This window comes from Sphingomonas panni (assembly GCF_022664435.1).
GTDB classification, from domain to species: Bacteria; Pseudomonadota; Alphaproteobacteria; order Sphingomonadales; family Sphingomonadaceae; genus Sphingomonas; species Sphingomonas panni.
The window spans coordinates 813735-830222 of the sequence record NZ_JAKREU010000001.1 but is presented as its reverse complement, the minus strand read 5'-3'; the positions used below and the strand labels follow the sequence as shown (position 1 = coordinate 830222).

The window sequence follows — 16488 nt, the reverse complement described above, 5'->3', positions numbered from 1 at the left end:
TCAGCGCGCCCCGCCCGACCAGATCACGACCCGGATCGTCTGCAGCAGGATCAGCAGGTCGAGGAAGGGCGAATAGTTCTTGGCGTAATAGAGGTCATATTCGAGCTTCTGCCGCGCATCGTCGATCGACGCGCCATAGGGATAGTTGATCTGCGCCCAGCCGGTGATGCCCGGCTTCACCATGTGCCGTTCGGCATAATAGGGCAGCTTCTCCTCCAGCGAGGACACGAATTCGGGGCGTTCGGGGCGGGGGCCGACAAAGCTCATCTCGCCGATCAGCACGCTCCAGCATTGCGGCAGTTCGTCGATCCGCGTCTTGCGCAGGACGCGGCCGATGCGGGTGATGCGCGGGTCGTTCTTCTCCGCCCAGACCGCCGATCCGGCGGCCTCCGCATCGGTGCGCATCGAACGGAGCTTGGGAATGTCGAAGCCGGTGCTGTACAGCCCGACACGCCGCTGGCGGTAGAAGACCGGCCCGCGGCTATCCAGCTTCACCGCGATCGCCGCCAGCAGGATCACGGGCAGCGTCAGCACCAGCAGGATCAGGCTGGCGGTGATGTCGAACATCCGCTTGAAGATGCTCGACAGCATCCGCCCCGACGAGAAGCCGTCGGAGAAGATCAGCCACGACGGATTGACGCTGTCGAGGTCGACGCGCCCCGTCTCGCGTTCGAGGAAGGTCGAGATTTCGTTGACATGGACGCCGGTCGTGCGGATGCGCAGCAGGTCCTTGAGCGGCAGCGCGTTTCGCCGCTCCTCCAGCGCCAGCACGACTTCGGAGGCGCCCAAGAGCACGACATGGTCGGCGAGGTTGTAGATCGCGTCGCGGGCGATCGCTTCGGGGATCACCCGGTTCGCCTCGCTCATCGCGATATAGCCGACGACGACGAAGCCCGCGCCCGGCCGCTGGCCCAGTTCCTTCAGCCGCTGCGCGCGCGGCCCCGCGCCCAGCACGATCACCCGCCGCTTGAACGCCTGTCCGCCCAGCAGCGTGCCGGTGACGATGCGCAGCAACAGCAGCAGCACGGTCGCAAAGCCCATCGCGTAGAGCAGGTTCGACCGCCAGAAGGTGATCGAAGGCGTCAGGAAAAAGATCACCGCGAGGAAGATGACGCCGAGCGAGATCGCCACGAGCAGCCGCGCGGCGGCGAAGCGCACCGATTGCAGCGCGTCGGTGCCATAGACCCCGACCGCGACCATCGCGACTTCGAGGCTGAGCGCGAAGCTGAACAGCTGGGGAATGCGGGTATGGATCGGTTCGACCGCCATGCCGATCTGCATCGCCCGCGTGATCCAGCCCAGTTCGGCGGCGACGAGCAGCGCGCCAACGTCGAGCAGGCCGAGCAGCAGCACGGCATGGGGGATGTAATGTTTGAACAGCCGAATCATCGCGGCAATCCCGATACAGGTGTAAGGCAGTCCGACACCCACCCGCTATGCCGCGAAAGCGCAAAGAAATACTGAACGCCGCAGAAAGGCTGTTCGGAATTGTTGTCGCTCCGCAACAGTCGTCGCGGTGCGCAATGCCTGTTCAGCCGCCGATCAGTATGACGCCGGCATTGTCGCTGTTCGAACGGAACCGGGCGGCGAATCCCCCTTCCCTTCGCAGACCAGCCATCTAGGCTGGCGGCAGTTTATGGAGTGGGCGTGATGCGGGTACGGATCGGTGCGGCGTTGGGCGTATTGGCAATGCTGTCGGGTTGCGGTGGCGGAGGTGGCGGCGGGGGCAGCGTGATCGGCGGCAGCCCGACCCCTACCCCGGTACCATCGGCCACGCCGACGCCCACCCCAACCACGACGGCGGGCTGTTCGCTGCGCGAGCGGCAGGACTGGGCATTGGCGCAGCTGCGCGAATGGTACCTCTTCCCCGAAACGTTGCCGAGCAATCCCAATCCGGCGGCGTTCTCGACCGTCGACGACTATATCGATTCGCTGACCGCAACGGCGCGGGCGCAGCGCAAGGACCGGTTCTTCACCTATCTGACGTCGATCAAGGAAGAGAACGCCTATTATAATTCGGGCGCGACCGCCGGGTTCGGCACCCGCTTCGCGCTCGACCAGACCGGGCGGCGGCTGTTCGTGATCGAATCGTTCGAAGGGGCATCGGCGCTGGCCGCCGGCATCGACCGCGGGACCGAGATCCTGCAGATCGGGACCACGACCGGCAATTTGCGCAACGTGTCGACGATCATCGATTCGGAAGGGACCGCCGGGCTGAACGCCGCGCTCGGCCCCGATACGCCGGGTACCGCCCGCGCCTTCCAGTTCCGCACGATCGACGGCACGACCAAGACCGCGACCGTGACCAAGACCGACTTCTCGCTTCTGCCCGTCTCCACCCGCTATGGTGCCAAGGTGCTGACCGACAATGGCAAGAAGGTCGGGTACATCAATCTGCGTACCTTCATCTCCTCGGCCGAGACGCCGCTCCGGAACGCCTTCGCCGATTTCCGGGCGCAGGGGATCAACGAGTTCATCATCGATTTCCGCTACAATGGCGGCGGGCTGATCTCGATCGCCGACCTGATGGGCGACCTGCTCGGCGGGGGCAAATCGACCAGCCAGGTGTACAGCTACACCAGCTTCCGGTCGGAGAAGTCATCCGAGAACGAGGTCAAGTATTTCGCCCCGACCGCGCAGTCGGTGACGCCGACCAAGATCGCCTTTATCGGCACCGGGCGGACGGCATCGGCCAGCGAACTCGTCATCAACGCGTTCGTGCCATATCTGGGCACCAACATGGCGCTGGTCGGCACCAACACCTATGGCAAGCCGGTCGGGCAGATCGCGGTCGACAGGTCGGCGTGCGACGACCGGTTCCGCATCGTCGCGCTGGCGGTGCAGAACTCGGCGCGGTCGGCGGCCTATTATGACGGGTTGGCCGCGACCGTCCCCAATACGTGCCAGGCGAGCGACGACATCAGCTATCCGCTGGGCGACAATCGCGAACAGTCGGTCGCCCGCGCGCTCGACTTCCTCGCCGGGCGGACCTGCTCGCGCATCTCTGCCTCGACCGGCAGCAGCGCGCAGCGCGAGACGGTGCGGTTCGACGAACGCACCCTGCTGGAACCCGCCCGGCCCAGCACCGCGCAGCGCGAGGTGCCGGGGTTGTTCTGAGCTAGGTCGCTCGGCTACGATTCCGTCGATAGGCGGCACCGGCCCGCTCCCCCACGGGTCCCTGCAAAGTAATACTTTGCAGGGTGACCCACACCCGGCCACCCACGCAAGTATCCTGATGGGTGGCCGGGTGGGGGAGCGGGCCGGTGCCGCGTCCGCGTGAGCGGATCGGAAGGATATGACGGTTATGAGCGACGACGACTATATCTATGACGAGGCGAGCGGCGAGTGGGTGCCGGCGTCGCAGGTCGCGGCCGCCGCGCCCGCCGGCGACGACGCGGTGGTCGTGCGCGACGCGGTCGGCAACGTGCTGGCCGATGGCGATCAGGTGACGCTCATCAAGGACCTGACCGTCAAGGGCGCGGGACAGACGCTGAAGCGCGGCACGCTCATCAAGTCGATCCGCCTGACCGGCGACGACCAGGAGATCGACTGCAAGTTCGACGGGATCAAGGGCCTCGTCCTGCGCGCCGAGTTCGTGCGCAAGCGGGCATGATCCCGGCCGCGATCGACCCGAGCTGGGCGGCGGCGCTGGGGCCGGTGTTCGACAGTCCGGGCATGAATGCCCTGCGCGACTTCCTGAAAGCCGAGAAAGCGGCGGGGAAGCGCATCCTGCCGCACAGCGCCGACTGGTTCACCGCGCTGGCGCTGACCCCGTTGCCACAGGTGCGGGTCGTGATCCTGGGGCAGGACCCCTATCACGGGCCGGGACAGGCGCATGGGTTGTCCTTCTCGGTCCGGCCGGGGGTGCCGGTGCCGCCATCGCTGCGCAATATCTACAAGGAATTGCACAGCGACCTCGGCATCGCGCCGCCGGCCCACGGGTTCCTGGAGCATTGGGCGCGGCAGGGGGTGCTGCTGCTGAACGCGGTGCTGACCGTCGAGCAGGGCCGCGCCGCCGCCCATGCCGGCCGGGGATGGGAGGCGCTGACCGACGCGGTCGTCCATGCCGTGGCCGAACAGGGGCCGCCCAGCGTCTTCCTGCTATGGGGTGCCCATGCCCAGAAGAAGGCGGGGTTCGTCCGCGACGTGTCCGCCGGGGGCCGGCACCTCGTGCTCAAGAGCCGCCACCCCTCCCCCCTGTCGGCGCATAGCGGCTGGTTCGGCAGCCGGCCGTTCAGTCAGGCGAACGCGTTCCTGGAGGCACAGGGACGCGGCGCGATCGACTGGGCGATCCCCCCGCTCGATACGCAGACGGAACCATCCGCGCGCTCAAGCGATTGAACGGGCTTGCCCGCCACAGGGGCGGGTTCAAAGAGGGAATTGCCATGAAGACGATAATGACGGCGACCGGCCTGGCCGCGCTGATGCTGCTGGGTGCGTGCGGTGGCAATGCCGACGACAAGGCCGCCGACAATATCGAGGCGATGACCGAGAACAAGGCGGACGCGCTGGAAGACCAGGCCGACATGACCAGCAACGAGCAGGTCGAGGACGCGCTGGAAGCGCAGGCCGACAACGTCCGCGAAATGGGCGAAGACGCCGCCGACAAGGCCGACGACGACGACAACGCGATGGTCGAACAGGCCGTGAAGAACGCGATGTAAGTCGCGTCACGCGGCATATACGGACCGAAGGGGGCGCTGCGTGGGGAACCATGCGGCGCCCTTTTTGCGTATGAGGTGCGGTGGGTGCCACGCGGTATCCCGTCACTCAGGACTCTATCGACACGTCTGCGGCAGCACCGCACGGCACCCATACTGACCGCACCCCGGCGGAGGCCGGGGTTCAGTTGGATAGGCTTTTCAGCAGGCCATGAACGTTCCCCAACTGGGCCCCGGCCTTCGCCGGGGTACGGGTCACGCGGCGGGTTCGACCCGGTCGGCGTCCCGGTGTTACCCGTGGGTCCGACAGAAGCCCCACCGCGTCCCTGCCTCCAAAGTTCACAAAGTTCACACTCGCCGCCTGGCGCGACGCGCGCGGCGGTTGGGTTGGGGTTTGGGGCGGGGCACGACGATGCCGCGCTTGGCGAGTTCCAGTTCGACCTCGAACGCAGTGCCGAGTGGGCCGGGTTCGGGAATGTAGATATCGTCCTGCTCCGCCAGTGCGGCGGCGAGGGCATCGTGCAGCGGCGGCTCGACCTGCTGCGGCGCGGGCGCGGGTTCGATGCGGCGGTCCGGGTCGAGCCAATGGGGCAGGCGACCGTCGGTCAGGTCGGCGACCTCGATCGCGACGTCGAGATCGGCGGGGGCCATCAGCTTTTCCGGCTCGGCCGGGGGCACGGGGGTCAGCGCGTCGAGCGCCTCGGCGACGCTGGGCGCGGGGGCGGGCGCGGGCGGCGGGCCTCCGCCTCGCCGCGTGCCGGGCGGCGGCGATATTGGCGGCCGTAGCGGTCGGGATAATGGGCGGCGAGCAGGAACATCAGCATCCGGTCGCCGGGGCGGTGGCGCGACCCGATGCGGCGGCCATCGGCATCCAGCACCGGTTCGATCGTGCCGTTGATCGCCCGGTCGAACGCGACATCGACCAGCATCCCCACCGCCTGCGCGACGGCCGCATCCCACGCGCGGGCGAACGCCTCGCCACCGGGCGAGCGGCGCAGGCGATAGGCGCTGCTGGGCGACATATGGACGGCACGCGCCGCTTCGGCGACCGACCCGCCATCGGCCAGCGCCTCGATAAAGTCGCGCTGCTTGGCATCCGACCAGCCATCGGCGCGCGGTTTGCGGCGGACGGGGACCCATTGATAGTCGGCGGGGTCATAGCCGTTGGCGTCGAGATACGGCGTCTCGGACGATACGGTCAGGTTCGAGGGGTCAAGCGCCGGTGCGGGCGCGGGCGAATGCTCCGGGAGCGGGGTGTCGTTGCGCATGGGCGCGATGGGAACATATTGGGAACTTGTAGGACAGTGGTTTCTTGGGGGCAAAGCGTCGAAGTCAACTACTGAACGCTAGTCACAAAACCGCTATAGCCCAATAACTCGATTCCAATCAGATATGTACATGTAAAGCCTAGCAAATTCGCTTGGGAGCAAAAGTCGGTTATGCGCAATAAAATTTCGAGACTTTTCTATTTCATCCATTCTTTGAGAAAGCCAATGCTGAGACGGTATGACGTCCTTAAAACAGTCCCAGTTAGCGATAATTATTTGCCCGAGCTGTCCAAAGTCAGCAAATCCTAAAATATTCGTCTTCTCCCCCTCCAGCCATGAATCTTTCAGGGCAGTATTTTTTCTGGATTCTGCATGCTGCAGAATTCTTGCTGGCAATTTTTCGGCCCACCCAACTCCTTGGCTCTCTTCCAGCCTTTCTCGAATAAACTCTCTTATCTCATTTTCAAAACAGTATAGAAGAGCGTATAACCTTGACATTTCCAATGCCGCATTGCGACGTTGTATGCCAAACGGCGCTAGTGATTGGGCCAGCAAAGACTCTTCGCTTGCTGTCGAACTCGCTCCAATTTGGATACCAGCAGACTGGAAAGCACCGGCCTCAGACTCAAAAAGCAATCCCCTGAAAAGAAATGCTCGGAGCTTATCCTTAGTCAACTAAATGATCCTTAAGCGACTTGAATATAGCATTATATACTTCAACATCTTTAGTTGCAGGAAGATGTATCTGTATGTTGTAATGGAGGCCTGAAATAGCATTAGACCTCTTACCTAAAGCGCTAGAATTACTAGCCACAGCCTCAGGCGCAACTCCTAGCAAATCCTTTTCTTGGCTACCAGGACCACCATTCAAATCAGCCAAATCCAGAAGCGCAAAGAATGTTTTTGCCATTCTTTGAGCAACATCATCACTAGAGTTATGGAAACTTTTAAATTTGCCAACAATGGCAGCTTGATCTGATTTAGTCGGCACTTCTTTAATAAGGAATATATCCTTGTAGGCCTCTTTCAAGGCCTCCGCCATTATCAGCTTTGATCGTGAATGATCTCTGTACTCGTGATATCGTTGCGTCGGCTGACCAGTTGGAGTGAGAAATCCAAGAGATTTTAAAAGCGGAATAAACGCCCTGTCAGCCGACGATGCAAATCCCCAATCCTTAAGCAGCTGCATCGTTACCTGCGACGGCGCCTGACCATCGCGGATTTTGTTGAAGAGTTCCGGAATACGATTGGCCGCACCGACCCATGAGGCTGATAAACCCATATACCCCCCGTTTTGTTGAAGAGTTTAAAGGTCGATATAAACCGATCAAGCGGATTTCTAGCCAAGCCCCGATACATGTAGGCAGATTTAGATCGCCGTATGAGACGCGGGTCTGAAATATGACTTTGATGCTCGGCATTGGTATGCCCCTCCCCGCATAGCGGGGAGGAGTTTTAGGTCGCCTCACTCCGCCGGCAGGTACACCTCCCCGCCCTTCTCGCGGAACTTCTCGCTCATTTCCGCCATGCCGGCTTCCGCCGCTGCCGTGCCGTTCGCGAACAGGGCGCGGTCGGCGTCGGCCTTGTCGACGGCGAGGAACGTGTCGGCCGGGGCGTTCTGCTTCGCCGCGAAATCCCGCACTTCCTGCGTGATCTTCATCGAGCAGAACTTCGGACCGCACATCGAACAGAAATGCGCGGTCTTGGCCCCCTCCGCCGGCAGCGTCTGGTCGTGGTAGGATTCCGCCGTGTCGGGGTCGAGCGACAGGTTGAACTGGTCGCGCCAGCGGAATTCGAAGCGGGCGCGGGAGAGGGCATCGTCGCGCATCTTGGCCGCCGGGTGGCCCTTCGCCAGATCGGCGGCATGGGCGGCGAGCTTGTAGGTCACCACGCCGACCTTCACGTCGTCGCGGTCGGGCAGGCCGAGATGCTCCTTGGGCGTGACGTAGCAGAGCATCGCCGTGCCGTACCAGCCGATCATCGCCGCGCCGATGCCGCTGGTGATATGGTCATAGCCCGGCGCGATGTCGGTGGTGAGCGGCCCCAGGGTATAGAAAGGCGCTTCGCCGCAGACCTGCAGCTGCTTGTCCATATTCTCCTTGATCTTGTGCATCGGCACATGGCCGGGGCCTTCGATCATGACCTGCACGTCCTGTGCCCAGGCGCGGTGGGTCAGTTCGCCCAACGTGAACAGCTCGCTGAACTGCGCTTCGTCATTGGCGTCGGCGATCGATCCGGGGCGCAGGCCGTCGCCCAGCGAATAGGCGATGTCATACGCCTTCATGATCTCGGTGATCTCGTCGAAATGTTCGTAGAGGAACGATTCGCGGTGATGCGCCAGGCACCATTTCGCCATGATCGAGCCGCCGCGCGACACGATGCCGGTGACGCGCTTCGCGGTCATCGGGATATAGGGCAGGCGGACGCCGGCATGGATGGTGAAGTAATCCACCCCCTGTTCGGCCTGTTCGATCAGCGTGTCGCGGAAGATGTCCCAGGTCAGTTCCTCGGCGATGCCACCGACCTTTTCCAGCGCCTGATAGATCGGCACGGTGCCGATCGGCACCGGCGAGTTGCGGAGAATCCATTCGCGGGTGTCGTGGATGTTGCGCCCGGTCGACAGGTCCATGACCGTGTCGGCACCCCAGCGGATCGACCAGACGAGCTTGTCGACTTCGGCGGCGACGTTCGATGCGACCGCCGAATTGCCGATGTTCGCGTTGATCTTGACCAGGAAATTGCGGCCGATCGCCATCGGTTCGGTTTCGGGGTGGTTGATGTTGTTGGGGATGATCGCCCGGCCGCGCGCGACTTCGTCGCGGACGAATTCGGGGGTGACGTAATCGGGGATGCTCGCGCCGAAGCTTTCGCCGTCGCGGACATACTCGCGCAGCATCTCGCGGCCGAGATTTTCGCGGGTAGCGACATATTCCATCTCGGGCGTGATGATGCCGCGGCGGGCATAGTGCATCTGGCTGACGTTCGCGCCGGCCCTGGCGCGCAGGGGCCGCTTGACGACGTTGGGGAAGGGCTGGACGCCGCCCGACCGGTCGGGGCCGAGCTGGCCGTTATCCTCGGGCCGGATTTCGCGGGCGTCGTAGCTCTCCACGTCGCCACGGGCCATGATCCAGTCGCGGCGCAGTTGCGGCAGGCCGGCCATGATGTCGATGCGGGCATTGGGGTCGGTGTACGGCCCCGACGTGTCGTAGACGTTGAGCGGCGGTTCGCCCGAAGAGGGATCGAGGTCGATCGCGCGCATCGCGACGTTCAGGGGGCCGACGTGAATCTTGCGGCTGCCACGGATCGGGCCGGTGGTGACGCCAATTTCGGTCTTTGCGGGGATGTCTGCCATATTCCACTCCATGCGGAGGGGGCGGAACTATGCTGGCCGCTCCCTCCCTACGCCGGTGTCAGCCGGATCAGGTTCAGCGGGTCGAAGGCTGCGGCCTTCCTCTCAAGCGTGACGAAACGCTCCCCCGGGGACGGTGCGGTTGTAGGCTGGTTCGGGTGGTGCGTCAAAGTGTTGGCGCTTCCATCCGCCGTCATTCCGGCGGAGGCCGGAATCCATGGATGGGGAGACGGTCCGGCAAGATCGACAACACCCGACACAATGGATTCCGGCCTTCGCCGGAATGACGATGGTCGGTCGGGGTGCGGCCCCGCTCCTTACAACAGGTCGAGCTGGCCGCTTGGGGCTTCGCCCGCGCCGAAGCCGGCCATCGTCACCCCGACCAGCCGCAATCCCATGCGCAAGGGGTAGAGCGTCGCGATCAGGCTGCGCGCGGTGGCGTGGAGCGTGGCGCGGTCGGCGACCGGGGCGTTCAGCGTGCGGCTGCGCGTCACGATGCGGAAATCGGCGTATTTGGCCTTTACCGTGACGGTGCGGCCATGCTGGCCGGTCTTTTCGACCCAGTCCCAGACGTCATCGGCCATCGCCAGCACGCGCTCCTCGATCGCAGCCGGATCGGTCAGGTCGTGGTGGAAGGTGGTTTCGGAGCCGGACGACTTGCGCACGCGGTTGGGGCGGACCGGGCGATGGTCCTCGGCACGAGCGATGCCGTGATACCAGCTGCCCGCCTTGCCGAAGGTGCGTTGCAGTTGGGCCAGGTCCCAGGCGGCAAGGTCGGCGCCGGTGCGGATGCCGAGCGCTTCCATCCGCTCGACCGTCTTGGGACCGATGCCGTGGAACTTGCCGACCGGGAGCGACGCGACGACGCGCGGGCCGGCCTTTACGGGAATGACGAACTGGCCGTTGGGCTTGTTCATGTCGGAGGCGAGCTTGGCGAGGAACTTGTTGTAGCTGATCCCGGCAGAGGCGGTCAGGCCGGTAGTGTCGAGGATGCGCGCGCGGATTTCCTGCGCCGTCGCGGTGGCGCTGGGCAGGCCGCGGCGGTTTTCGGTGACGTCGAGATAGGCTTCGTCGAGCGACAGCGGCTCGACCAGATCGGTATAGTCGAGGAAGATCGCGCGAATCTGCTGGCTGACGGCCTTATACACCTCGAAGCGGGGACGGACGAAGATCAGGTCGGGACAGCGGCGGATGGCGGTGACCGAGGGCATGGCGGAGCGCACCCCGAACACGCGCGCTTCGTAGGAGGCGGCGGCGACCACCCCACGCCCGCTCGACCCGCCGACCGCGACCGGCTTGCCCTTCAGTTCGGGCGCATCACGCTGTTCGACCGACGCGAAGAAGGCGTCCATGTCGACATGGATGATCTTGCGGGTGGGGTCCGGCATTGCGTGGGTTTACAATGGCGTGGGGTGGGCCGGGGCGCAAGAACAAAAGGCGAATGGGCGCTGCACGCGTACCGTACCCCCGCGCAGGCGGGGGTCCAGAGGCCTCATGCACAGCCGTTGCGTTTCTTGGCTCTAGGCCCCCGCCTGCGCGGGGGCACGGATGGTTTCGGGCGAAAACCTCCCCACCCGCTCGCACCCCGGCGGAGGCCGGGGTCCAGTTGGGGGACGCTACTGGCTACCCACGATCGTTCCGTAACTGGACCCCGGCCTCCGCCGGGGTACGCCTACGCCGTTGGGGGCGAGAGTCAGCTGTTCGTCAGGTTGAGGAATACGTCCTCGAGGTCCGCCTCGCGCGTCACGACGTCGACGATGCCATAGCCCTGTGCGCTGACCGCCGCGAGGACTTCGCCGGCATTGGCCACGTCCTTGCGATAGGTGATCGCCAGCAGCCGGTCGCCCTTGCGCTCTACCTTTTCGAAGCAGTGCGCGTCGGGCAGGTCGGTGAGGTCGCGGTCGAGGGTCAGTTCGACCGCCTTTTCCTGCGCCATGCCGACCAGTTCACGGGTCGGCTGGTTGGCGACGACGCGGCCATGGTTGATGATGGCGATGCGGTCGCACAGCTGCTCCGCCTCTTCCAGATAGTGGGTGGTCAGCACCACCGTCACCCCGTCGGCGTTCAGTTCGCGGACATAGTCCCACAGCTGGTTGCGCAGCTGGATGTCGACGCCGGCGGTCGGTTCGTCGAGGACGAGGACCGGCGGGGCGTGGACCATCGCCTTCGCCACCATCAGCCGCCGCTTCATGCCGCCCGACAGGGTGCGGGCATAGGCGTTGGCCTTGTCCTCCAGATGCACCGCGCGCAGCAGGTCCATCGTGCGGCGCTTCGCCTTGGGCACGCCGTACAGGCCGGCCTGGATCTCCAGCGTTTCGGCAGGGGTGAAGAACGGGTCGAACAGGATTTCCTGATTGACGATGCCGATCGACGCCTTCGCATTGCGCGGATGCTGGTCGATATCGAAGCCCCAGATCGACGCGCTGCCGCTGGTCTTGTTGACGAGGCCGGCGAGTGTGTTGATCAGCGTCGACTTGCCCGCGCCGTTGGGGCCGAGCAGGCCGAAAATCTGGCCGCGCGGTACGTCGAACGACACGCCGTCGAGCGCGACCTTGGCCGGTGCCCCGCCCTTTCCCGCAGCATAGGTCTTGCACAGGTCGCGGATCGAAATGGCGGCTTGGGTTTCCATGGGGTTCGCCGATACGCCCGTGACGTCTCCAAGGGAAGCATCGACTTGTCGAGCGACGAAGCGATTGCTATTCGCCAGCCCATGCTGCCTCCGCCCGAACTCCTCCGCGTCACCACCCCCCGCGTCGCCTGCGACGGTGCCGGCGACATCGCCCCCGCGCTCGGCCATCCGCGCGTGTGGTTGCAGATCGACGAGACGGGCTATGTCGATTGCGGCTATTGCGACCGGCGCTTCGTGCTGATCGGCGGGCCGGCGGACGGGGCGGACCATTCGCAGCTCAAGGATCATGGGGACGGCGCCGGGCGCTGAGATCGACCGCAGGTCGAGCGAAACGGGCGCCCGGCCGGCCGGCGACGGGCAAGCTCGCCCTTGCCCGTCGACCGACGACGCGGCTTTGCCGCGGCGGTGCTGAACCCTTTTCCCATCCCCCAAACGTCATCCCAGCGAAGGCTGGGATCTTTCGGTAATGGCGCGGGACAAGAGCCGCTCGAGGCCCCAGCCTTCGCTGGGGCGACGATATGAGGCGAGCTTCATCCCACTCCTTGCAATCCGCGCCGATGATTTCAATGCGCGCCGACCCACGATCCGAATGCATAGGCCGCACTACCGCCCCATTGGATCGCGGTGCAGATACCGATCATCACCAACGCGGTGTCGGCTGCTACCCGAAGTTTCCGTGCCATGAGCCAATCCTCCAACCCTGTTCCGAGGCCAGCCTATGACGGACCTTTAATCGTCGCAATCGAGCATCTTTCGATCGACTAACGGTGGCCCGCGTTCATTCGCACCTGCCACAGCCCCATTCCCCCACGCCGCCGCCGCCCTATATTAAGCGGATGACCCCGACCGATCCCCGCTCGTACCTCTATTCCGGCGACCTCGACCCCGCCGCCGCCCTGCGCGCCACGCAGGCGACGCTGGGGCAGGCCGAAGATGGCGAACTATATCTCCAGTATCGGCGGTCCGAGGCGTTCGGGTTCGACGACGGGCGGTTGAAGACCGCGTCCTACGACACCCATGCCGGCTTCGGGTTGCGCGCGGTGTCGGGGGAGACGACCGCGTTCGCGCACGCCAACGAGCTGTCCGAAGCCGCCATCCGCCGGGCGGGCGAGACGATGGCGCTGATCGATCCGGCCAAGGGGGCGAAGGCACCGCCGCCGCGCGGCAACAACCGGCATCTCTATACCGCCGCCGATCCGCTCGACCTGATCCCGTTCGCCGACAAGGTGGCGCTGTGCCAGTCGATCGATGCCGCCGCGCGGGCGCGCGATCCGCGGGTGGTGCAGGTCTCGGCCAGCCTGCTGGGGTCGTGGACCGTGGTCGAGATCGTGCGGCCCGACGGCTTCATCGCGACCGATGTGCGGCCGCTGGTGCGGCTCAATGTGTCGATCGTGGTCGAGGCGAACGGGCGGCGCGAGAGCGGCAGCTTCGGGATCGGCGGGCGCTATCTGTACGACTCGCTCTTCGCGCCGGAAACGTGGAACCGCGCGATCGATGTCGCGCTGGGGCAGGCGCTGGTCAATCTGGAGGCGGTCGATGCGCCGGCGGGCGAGATGACGGTGCTGCTGGGCGCGGGCTGGCCGGGCATTTTGCTGCACGAGGCGATCGGCCACGGGCTGGAGGGCGACTTCAACCGCAAGGGCACCAGCGCCTTTTCGGGCCGCATCGGTGAGCGGGTGGCGGCCCCCGGGGTGACGGTGATCGACGACGGATCGATCGCCGACCGGCGCGGGTCGCTCAGCATCGATGACGAGGGCACGCCGACCCAGGAGAATATCCTGATCGAGGACGGTATCCTCAAAGGCTATATCCACGACCGGCTGAACGCGCGGCTGATGGGCGTCGCGCCGACCGGCAACGGGCGGCGTCAGGATTTTTCGCATGCGCCGATGCCGCGCATGACCAATACTTTCATGACCGGCGGCAGGGACGATCCGGCCGAGCTACTGTCGCGGGTGAAGAACGGCATCTTCGCCAAGTCGTTCGGCGGCGGACAGGTCGACATCGTGTCGGGCAAGTTCGTCTTTTCCTGCACCGAGGCCTACCGGGTCGAGAATGGCCGGATTGGTGCGCCGATCAAGGGCGCGACGCTGATCGGCGACGGGCCGGAGGTGCTGAAGCAGGTGCGTGGCATCGGCAACGACTTCGCGCTCGATGAAGGGGTCGGCATGTGCGGCAAGGCCGGGCAGTCGGTGCCGGCCGGGGTCGGGCAGCCGACCTTGCTGATCGATGGCCTGACCGTCGGCGGCACCGCCTGATGCCGCTGGCCGAACTGGGGCGGTTTCCGCGGGTCGAGGCGCAGATCATCGTCGGGCGACTGGAAAGCGAGGGCGTGCCGGCGGTCGCCTTCGATGGCGAGGCGAGCATCGGTGACGGCAGCTGGCTGCTGATCCCGGTGCGCGTGATGGTCGACGAGGACGACCTTCCTGCGGCGCGGGCGATCGTCGATGCCGCAGACAGCGCTGCCTGAAAAACGGGCAGTTGTGACGCGCTGCACAAATTAACCGCTCGTTAAGTGGACGGACGCGGCGATAACGCCCCGGAAACGCTGCTGCGCCCAATTGGCACGGTCGTTGCGATACCCTTTGTCGAGCAACATGCGACACGGGGGGCGACATGAAATTAGTCATCGCCATCATCAAGCCGTTCAAGCTGGATGAGGTACGCGAAGCACTGACCGAGATCGGCGTCGCCGGCATGACGGTGAGCGAAGTGAAGGGGTTCGGGCGGCAGAAGGGCCAGACCGAAATCTATCGCGGGGCCGAATACAGCACCAACATGGTGCCCAAGATCAAGATCGAGGTCGTGTGCGACAGCGACATCGCGCCCCGCGTGGTCGAAGCGGTGCAGGCCGCCGCGAACACCGGCGCTATCGGCGACGGCAAGATCTTCGTCCTCGATGTGGGCCAGGCCGTGCGCATCCGCACCGGCGAAACCGATCTGACCGCTTTGTGATGGGGGGCATCATGCAACATCCGAAGAAATTGATGGCCGGTATCGGCCTTGGCCTGTTCGCCGCCCTGCCGGCCTGGGCGCAGGACGCCGCGTTGCAGGCACCGGCAGCGGCCGCCGCGCCGGTGGCGACCGTGAACAAGGGCGACACCGCGTGGATGATGGTGTCGACCGTCCTCGTGCTGATGATGATCGTGCCGGGCCTCGCGCTGTTCTATGGCGGCCTGACCCGGACCAAGAACATGCTGTCGGTGATGACGCAGATCGGCGCGGTCGCGTCGCTCGCGATGCTGATCTGGGTGATGTACGGCTATTCGCTGGCCTTCGGTCCCGACGTCGCCAACGCGACGCTGTCGGGCTTCATCGCCAGCCCGGGCAAGGCGTTCCTGGCCGGCGTCACCGCCGCGTCGCAGGCCGCGACCTTCACGGCGGGCGTCGAAATCCCCGAATATGTCTTCATCAGCTTCCAGATGACCTTCGCCGCGATCACCATCGCGCTGGTGCTGGGGTCGGTGGTCGAACGGATCAAGTTCGCCGCGGTCATGGTCTTCGCAATTGTCTGGCTGACCATCACCTATTTCCCGATCGCGCACATGGTGTGGGCGACCAGTGGCTATTTCTTCAAGGCGGGCGCGCTCGACTTCGCCGGCGGCACCGTGGTGCACATCAACGCCGGCGTGTCGTCGCTGGTGCTGGCCATCCTGCTGGGCAAGCGGCTGGGTTTCCCGACCGAGCGCATGGCACCGCATTCGCTGACGCTGACCATGGTCGGCACCGGGCTGCTATGGGTGGGCTGGTTCGGGTTCAACGCCGGCTCGGCGCTGGAAGCCAACGGCACCGCCGGCCTCGCGATGATCAACACCTTCGTCGCCACCGCTTCGGCTGGCCTGTTCTGGATGCTTGCCGAGAAGTTTTCGGGGCACAAGGGTTCGGCGCTGGGCTTCTGCTCGGGCATCATCGCCGGCCTCGTCGCGGTGACGCCGGCTGCCGGCAATTCGGGTCCGTTCGGCGCGATCGTGCTGGGTGCCATCGCCTCGATCGTCTGCTTCTTCGCGGTGACCGTTCTCAAGCCCAAGCTCGGCTATGACGACTCGCTCGACGCGTTCGGCATCCATGGTGTCGGCGGGATCATCGGCGCGATCGGTACAGCGGTGGTGTACGCCCCGTCGCTGGGCGGTCCGGGCGCGGCCGACTATGACATGGGCGCCAAGCTGGGCGTGCAGGTGTTCGCGGTGATCGTGACCATCGTGTGGGCGTCGATCGGCACCACCGTCGCATGGTTCGTCGCCAAGGCGCTGACCGGTGGCCGGGTGTCGAAGGAAGTCGAGCTGGAAGGCCTCGACCTCGGCGAACATGGCGAGCGCGCCTATAATTACTGAGTTTCTCTACCGGGCGGCGGCCTAGTCCCCTGCCGCCCGGACCCACAGTTTCCTCCTGCGGAAAACCCCTGGGCCGGTGCGGCGACGCATCGGCCCTTTTTTTTGGTTCCCGGTGTCGGGGAAGAAGAAGGGAGAGGTTCACGCGAAGGCGCGGAGATGCGGAGGGGGTGCATTCGCGGTGCCGTTGCGCGTCAGCGCTATTGAATCACCCGGTTGCAGCGAAGATGAGGCCGCTGGCGCGGGGGACGGC

At 65.0% G+C, this 16488-nt stretch carries 17 protein-coding genes and 1 riboswitch; of the genes, 9 read left to right on the top strand and 8 right to left on the bottom strand.

The annotated features are described in order from the left end of the window. Window positions 1-1389: a TIGR03013 family XrtA/PEP-CTERM system glycosyltransferase gene (locus MF609_RS04105; protein WP_242415011.1), complete on the bottom strand. Its 1389-nt coding sequence runs from the start codon at window positions 1387-1389 to the stop codon at window positions 1-3. Between the two features lie 261 nt (window positions 1390-1650). Between MF609_RS04105 and MF609_RS04100 the strand changes: the two genes are divergently transcribed. The 4 genes from MF609_RS04100 to MF609_RS04085 all read left to right on the top strand — a co-directional run bounded on the left by MF609_RS04100 (window position 1651) and on the right by MF609_RS04085 (window position 4664). Further along, the gene (locus MF609_RS04100) at window positions 1651-3117 is read left to right on the top strand and encodes a S41 family peptidase (RefSeq protein ID WP_242415010.1); all 1467 of its coding nucleotides are present in this window, start codon (window positions 1651-1653) and stop codon (window positions 3115-3117) included. A 187-nt stretch (window positions 3118-3304) separates the two neighbouring features. Next, window positions 3305-3613, top strand: coding sequence for a zinc ribbon domain-containing protein YjdM (locus tag MF609_RS04095; RefSeq protein WP_242415009.1), 309 nt, complete (start codon window positions 3305-3307; stop codon window positions 3611-3613). Further along, on the top strand, window positions 3610-4341 hold the full coding sequence (gene ung / locus MF609_RS04090; RefSeq protein ID WP_242415008.1) for a uracil-DNA glycosylase: 732 nt from the start codon (window positions 3610-3612) through the stop codon (window positions 4339-4341). The genes MF609_RS04095 and ung overlap by 4 nt, the downstream gene beginning before the upstream one ends. A gap of 44 nt (window positions 4342-4385) precedes the next feature. Next, window positions 4386-4664 (top strand): hypothetical protein, encoded by a 279-nt coding sequence (locus tag MF609_RS04085; protein WP_242415007.1) that lies wholly within the window; start codon window positions 4386-4388, stop codon window positions 4662-4664. A 345-nt stretch (window positions 4665-5009) separates the two neighbouring features. Here MF609_RS04085 and MF609_RS04080 read toward each other — a convergent pair whose 3' ends face one another. The 7 genes from MF609_RS04080 to MF609_RS04050 form a co-directional block, all read right to left on the bottom strand. Further along, complete coding sequence (locus MF609_RS04080) at window positions 5010-5312, bottom strand: hypothetical protein (RefSeq protein ID WP_242415006.1); 303 nt, start codon at window positions 5310-5312, stop codon at window positions 5010-5012. A gap of 32 nt (window positions 5313-5344) precedes the next feature. Continuing rightward, window positions 5345-5929, bottom strand: coding sequence for a hypothetical protein (locus MF609_RS04075; protein WP_242415005.1), 585 nt, complete (start codon window positions 5927-5929; stop codon window positions 5345-5347). A gap of 93 nt (window positions 5930-6022) precedes the next feature. After that, window positions 6023-6604 carry a Swt1 family HEPN domain-containing protein gene (locus tag MF609_RS04070; protein WP_242415004.1) on the bottom strand — a complete coding sequence of 194 codons (582 nt, stop codon included), beginning with the start codon at window positions 6602-6604 and terminating at the stop codon, window positions 6023-6025. Continuing rightward, window positions 6597-7211, bottom strand: a complete 615-nt coding sequence (locus tag MF609_RS04065; RefSeq protein WP_242415003.1) for a DUF5343 domain-containing protein — start codon at window positions 7209-7211, stop codon at window positions 6597-6599. The genes MF609_RS04070 and MF609_RS04065 overlap by 8 nt, the downstream gene beginning before the upstream one ends. 183 nt (window positions 7212-7394) lie before the next feature. Beyond that, a complete protein-coding gene (gene thiC / locus MF609_RS04060; protein WP_242415002.1) occupies window positions 7395-9281 on the bottom strand; it encodes a phosphomethylpyrimidine synthase ThiC in 1887 nt (628 codons plus the stop codon). A 40-nt stretch (window positions 9282-9321) separates the two neighbouring features. Next, window positions 9322-9412, bottom strand: a riboswitch (TPP riboswitch). Window positions 9413-9595: 183 nt separating this feature from the next. Next, window positions 9596-10666: a DNA polymerase IV gene (gene dinB / locus MF609_RS04055; protein WP_242415001.1), complete on the bottom strand. Its 1071-nt coding sequence runs from the start codon at window positions 10664-10666 to the stop codon at window positions 9596-9598. Between the two features lie 305 nt (window positions 10667-10971). Beyond that, a complete protein-coding gene (locus MF609_RS04050) occupies window positions 10972-11907 on the bottom strand; it encodes an ABC transporter ATP-binding protein (protein WP_242415000.1) in 936 nt (311 codons plus the stop codon). Window positions 11908-11988: 81 nt separating this feature from the next. Between MF609_RS04050 and MF609_RS04045 the strand changes: the two genes are divergently transcribed. The 5 genes from MF609_RS04045 (at window position 11989) to MF609_RS04025 (ending at window position 16238) form a co-directional block, all read left to right on the top strand. Continuing rightward, window positions 11989-12216, top strand: coding sequence for a zinc-finger domain-containing protein (locus MF609_RS04045; protein WP_242414999.1), 228 nt, complete (start codon window positions 11989-11991; stop codon window positions 12214-12216). A gap of 527 nt (window positions 12217-12743) precedes the next feature. Then, window positions 12744-14165: a metalloprotease TldD gene (gene tldD, locus MF609_RS04040; protein ID WP_242414998.1), complete on the top strand. Its 1422-nt coding sequence runs from the start codon at window positions 12744-12746 to the stop codon at window positions 14163-14165. Next, the gene (locus MF609_RS04035) at window positions 14165-14377 is read left to right on the top strand and encodes a putative signal transducing protein (RefSeq protein WP_242414997.1); all 213 of its coding nucleotides are present in this window, start codon (window positions 14165-14167) and stop codon (window positions 14375-14377) included. Before tldD ends, MF609_RS04035 begins: the two co-directional genes overlap by 1 nt. A 146-nt stretch (window positions 14378-14523) precedes the next feature. Next, a complete protein-coding gene (locus MF609_RS04030; protein WP_055757464.1) occupies window positions 14524-14862 on the top strand; it encodes a P-II family nitrogen regulator in 339 nt (112 codons plus the stop codon). 11 nt (window positions 14863-14873) lie between these two features. Continuing rightward, window positions 14874-16238, top strand: coding sequence for an ammonium transporter (locus MF609_RS04025; protein ID WP_242414996.1), 1365 nt, complete (start codon window positions 14874-14876; stop codon window positions 16236-16238). The last annotated feature ends 250 nt before the right edge of the window (window positions 16239-16488 follow it).

Excerpts from the sequence above, each read along its gene's own strand:
- MF609_RS04095 (WP_242415009.1), top strand. The coding sequence starts at position 3,305 with ATGAGCGACGACGACTATATCTATGACGAGGCGAGCGGCGAGTGGGTG.
- tldD (WP_242414998.1), top strand. The coding sequence starts at position 12,744 with ATGACCCCGACCGATCCCCGCTCGTACCTCTATTCCGGCGACCTCGAC.
- MF609_RS04075 (WP_242415005.1), bottom strand. The coding sequence starts at position 5,929 with ATGCGCAACGACACCCCGCTCCCGGAGCATTCGCCCGCGCCCGCACCG.
- MF609_RS04050 (WP_242415000.1), bottom strand. The coding sequence starts at position 11,907 with ATGGAAACCCAAGCCGCCATTTCGATCCGCGACCTGTGCAAGACCTAT.
- MF609_RS04105 (WP_242415011.1), bottom strand. The coding sequence starts at position 1,389 with ATGATTCGGCTGTTCAAACATTACATCCCCCATGCCGTGCTGCTGCTC.
- MF609_RS04080 (WP_242415006.1), bottom strand. The coding sequence starts at position 5,312 with ATGGCCCCCGCCGATCTCGACGTCGCGATCGAGGTCGCCGACCTGACC.
- MF609_RS04045 (WP_242414999.1), top strand. The coding sequence starts at position 11,989 with ATGCTGCCTCCGCCCGAACTCCTCCGCGTCACCACCCCCCGCGTCGCC.
- dinB (WP_242415001.1), bottom strand. The coding sequence starts at position 10,666 with ATGCCGGACCCCACCCGCAAGATCATCCATGTCGACATGGACGCCTTC.
- ung (WP_242415008.1), top strand. The coding sequence starts at position 3,610 with ATGATCCCGGCCGCGATCGACCCGAGCTGGGCGGCGGCGCTGGGGCCG.
- MF609_RS04100 (WP_242415010.1), top strand. The coding sequence starts at position 1,651 with ATGCGGGTACGGATCGGTGCGGCGTTGGGCGTATTGGCAATGCTGTCG.
- MF609_RS04030 (WP_055757464.1), top strand. The coding sequence starts at position 14,524 with ATGAAATTAGTCATCGCCATCATCAAGCCGTTCAAGCTGGATGAGGTA.
- MF609_RS04085 (WP_242415007.1), top strand. The coding sequence starts at position 4,386 with ATGAAGACGATAATGACGGCGACCGGCCTGGCCGCGCTGATGCTGCTG.
- MF609_RS04035 (WP_242414997.1), top strand. The coding sequence starts at position 14,165 with ATGCCGCTGGCCGAACTGGGGCGGTTTCCGCGGGTCGAGGCGCAGATC.
- thiC (WP_242415002.1), bottom strand. The coding sequence starts at position 9,281 with ATGGCAGACATCCCCGCAAAGACCGAAATTGGCGTCACCACCGGCCCG.
- MF609_RS04025 (WP_242414996.1), top strand. The coding sequence starts at position 14,874 with ATGCAACATCCGAAGAAATTGATGGCCGGTATCGGCCTTGGCCTGTTC.
- MF609_RS04065 (WP_242415003.1), bottom strand. The coding sequence starts at position 7,211 with ATGGGTTTATCAGCCTCATGGGTCGGTGCGGCCAATCGTATTCCGGAA.